The organism is Thiohalophilus sp. (assembly GCF_031581315.1).
GTDB lineage: Bacteria > Pseudomonadota > Gammaproteobacteria > UBA6429 > Thiohalophilaceae > Thiohalophilus.
On the sequence record NZ_JAVLAZ010000094.1, the window covers coordinates 1 to 3,199 of the forward strand.

Sequence of the window (3,199 nt, forward strand, 5' to 3'; positions counted from 1 at the left end):
CGACCGCGACGGTCCCGCTGGCCAGGCTGCCTTTCAGAAAGGTTCTACGTTGCATGTTTATCCTCCTCCTATATAGGTAATGTTTGTATCGCAATTTCCAGGCCAAAATACAATGGCCTTTAAAAACAATAAGATGGCGTTTTATCTGCCGGCGACCCCGGGCCTGCGCCATGCAATCTGCACGACAGGATTGCAGGATCGACGGTGGCGAGAGGGGGATGGCTATTTGTGCGCGATTTCCTTCTCGGTGAACAGATAATCTTTCAGTTCATCGTTGAATTTGCTGTCGCGACGGCGGATCCACTCCAGCACCATGGCGGCATGTTCTTTTTCTTCGTCGCGGTTGTGCTTGAGGATCGCGCGCAGCTCGTCGTCCTTGCAGGCATCCATACGCTGGTTGTACCAGTCCACCGCTTCCAGCTCTTCCATCAGTGAGGTGATGGCGCGGTGCATGTCACGAGTCTCGTCGGACAACTCCTCAATTGCTTCGTGAAAACCTTCGTTTGCCATTTATAAATTCCTCATAGCTTATTGGGTATTACAATTGTACGTTACTGCAAATCGGTACTATGCGTCACGTTCGAAAGTACCAATTTTATCAATGACAATACCCGAACAAGCGATCCGGATATCGGGCATGTATGAGTAAACCTCGCGAGGTCAGGCTGATCGGGTATCTGTAATCTCTGTTTAGCGGGACAACAACAGCAGTACCCCGGCGGCGATGGCACCAAGGTCTAAAAGCTTGCGTAGATCGCCCAGATTTACGAAAGCCGACAGACCGGTCAAGATCAGCCAGACGGCCAGAACGATCGTTCCTACATGGCGTGGTAATAACATAGGTTTCTCCTGAGCAGGTTTGAATAATACATTATAGCTCCGCAGGGCCAATTAAAATCGAACTGATCGTATATTCGCAACGCCTGTTTAGCGGAAAGTGAATTCCTGGCCGGGTTGAAGATCAAGCCGTTCCCGGCTACCGGCAGGCAATTCGAGCACGTATTTGACCGGTTGTCCGCTCTGATAGACGGGGCATGGCAACTCGGGACAGGGCGGCACGTGGGTGTCGCCGTGCAAGAAGGCCTGGTTCGCGTCGAAGTAGAGTATATCGATGGGAAATCGGACATTCCTGTTCCAGAAGCGAGTCGGCTCGGCGGTTGTGTAGATGAATAACATGCCGGTGCCTTCGGGCAGCCGAACCCGGTGCATGAGGCCCTGCTGTTTTTCTTCGCGGCTGACCGCCAGCTCAACCTGATATTGTTCACCGGCCAGGGTCAGCTCTGCGGGCTCAAATGCATGCCCGGTCAGCGGAGCCAAAAGCAATGCTATGGCCAGAATGCTGGCCCCTGTCTTCGATATATTCACGAAGGGTCTTCTGGTGGGCATGCGAGATCGATCTTGTGCTCTGAATGGCGTTTCAGCACATACCATCCTTATTCCGGGTCGGCCGATGTGGTTTTGCCGAACAGATAACGCAAGCGGGTGGGGCCGCCGACAAAATCCCGCTCGACCCAGGCCAGATGCAGATGGCCCTGGTTGTCCAGGGTGACAGACGGATGGTTCTGGATCGCGCTGCCGCTGGCACCGGGAACCGACAGATCATCACTCCATTGCCCGTCGGTATACCAGCTGAGCAACACGTTGGTCTGATCATCGCGGCCATCGTCCCAGGCCACGACCAGCTCTCCGGACGGGCCACCGGCGACGCTCGGATGCCACTGCTGGGCGATACCGCCGAACGGATCCTGAACTTTCTGGTTGGGGCCGAACAGCGCATCGTTTTCGGCCGGATAATGGCTGGCGTAAATGTCATAACCTTCGCGAAAATCGCGCTTGTCGGCCCAGGCCGCCAGAACGCGATCGCGGTCGTAACTATCCATAGCGACACGCGTCACGCCGTGACCCTCACCGTAGGGCGGACGCGGGCCCGGCAGCGGCTCGCTGATACGTTGCGGTTTGTCAAAGCGGCAGCTGCCGGGCTGGCGGTTCTCGGCAGCCATGATGACGGTATGACCATGGCGGCGATCTTCCCAGGCGACCAGCGTGCGCTCGGGCAGTCTGGTTACCGAGGGATAGAGCTGGGCCTGCTTGAGTGGTTCGGGATCCACTTTACAGGGAGCGCCGGCATGGAGTGTCAGACCGTCGGTCTCGAATTGTTGCAAATAGATCCGCCGGTGGCGGCTCTTCGGGTCGCCCGCAGCATAGACCAGCAGCAATTTGTTGTCCCTGGCGGTGAGACTCGCCTGGCCGGCCTGTCTGGTATCGAGTTTTAAAACAGGGCCGAGTTGTTTGCCGTCACTGAGACGCAGATGCATGCGACTCGCTTGCTCCCAGGCGATGGCAAAGCGCTCTTCGCCCAGGGCGGCCAGGGACGGTTCGTAAGCCTCGTCCTCGCCGCTGATCCGGACCGCCTGGCTGAACGCATCGCTCTGACGGGATTTGTGCGCCAGAAAGATCGCCGGAGTCTCATGGCGGTTGTCTTCCCAGCTGATGGCCACACGGTCGCCCGCGACGGCAATGTTGCGTCGCCCCGATGATTCCAGGTGATGAAAGATTCCCTCACCCTGGACTTCGGTGACCGCCAGCGGTTGTTCAAACTCCCAGGGCTGGGCGACAGCGGCTGAGACCAGACCGTAACCGGCGAGAAGCAGCGCGAAGGATGTCTGCCGAGATATCATGACGGGTTACCGGTTTGCGCCTGGACTTCCTCGTGGGCGTTGAGCAGATCCTCGATCCGCTGTACGCCGACCAGCCGTTTCAACGGTTTGCCCTGCGGCGTCATAAAGGTAAACACGGGGGTGACAAAGGCGTTGTAACGGGTGCCGACTTCATGCTCGGTAATGCGCTCGCCACTGGGCAGTTGCAGGCGCTTGCCGCTTTCCGAATCCACATAGGCCAGCACATAGTTGTCGGTGTAGATTTGACGGATCGTGTTATCGGAAAACGCTTCCTTGTTGGTTTTCTCGCAATAGCCGCAACCGTAACGGCCAAAGTAGACAAACAGGGTTTTGTTCTGTTCGCGGGCCTGATCCATGGCTTTATCAAAGTCGTGGAAGGTGTACCCCTCGGGCGCATCCGCCCAGGCGGTGGGGACAAACAGTACCGATAACATAAGTAAGAGAATACGTCGCATGTCAGTTCCTCGTGTCAGTCGGCTCTATTGAAAGAGATTTGCCGGGCCCTGTCCAGTGATCAGGCC

The 3,199-nt window shown here is 56.8% G+C and carries 5 protein-coding genes; all 5 read right to left on the minus strand.

All coding sequences use genetic code 11. The features are described from left to right. Nucleotides 1-222: 222 nt before the first annotated feature. The 5 genes from RI563_RS11350 to RI563_RS11370 all read right to left on the minus strand — a co-directional run bounded on the left by RI563_RS11350 (nucleotide 223) and on the right by RI563_RS11370 (nucleotide 3,133). A complete protein-coding gene (locus RI563_RS11350; RefSeq protein WP_310694496.1) occupies nucleotides 223-510 on the minus strand; it encodes an encapsulin-associated ferritin-like protein in 288 nt (95 codons plus the stop codon). A 180-nt stretch (nucleotides 511-690) separates the two neighbouring features. Further along, nucleotides 691-840 carry a hypothetical protein gene (locus tag RI563_RS11355; protein WP_310694497.1) on the minus strand — a complete coding sequence of 50 codons (150 nt, stop codon included), beginning with the start codon at nucleotides 838-840 and terminating at the stop codon, nucleotides 691-693. Nucleotides 841-927: 87 nt separating this feature from the next. Then, nucleotides 928-1,431 (minus strand): DUF192 domain-containing protein, encoded by a 504-nt coding sequence (locus RI563_RS11360; protein WP_310694498.1) that lies wholly within the window; start codon nucleotides 1,429-1,431, stop codon nucleotides 928-930. Nucleotides 1,432-1,433: 2 nt separating this feature from the next. Beyond that, nucleotides 1,434-2,678 carry a hypothetical protein gene (locus RI563_RS11365; protein WP_310694499.1) on the minus strand — a complete coding sequence of 415 codons (1,245 nt, stop codon included), beginning with the start codon at nucleotides 2,676-2,678 and terminating at the stop codon, nucleotides 1,434-1,436. Beyond that, nucleotides 2,675-3,133 (minus strand): thioredoxin family protein, encoded by a 459-nt coding sequence (locus RI563_RS11370; protein WP_310694500.1) that lies wholly within the window; start codon nucleotides 3,131-3,133, stop codon nucleotides 2,675-2,677. The genes RI563_RS11365 and RI563_RS11370 overlap by 4 nt, the downstream gene beginning before the upstream one ends. Nucleotides 3,134-3,199 lie beyond the last annotated feature (66 nt).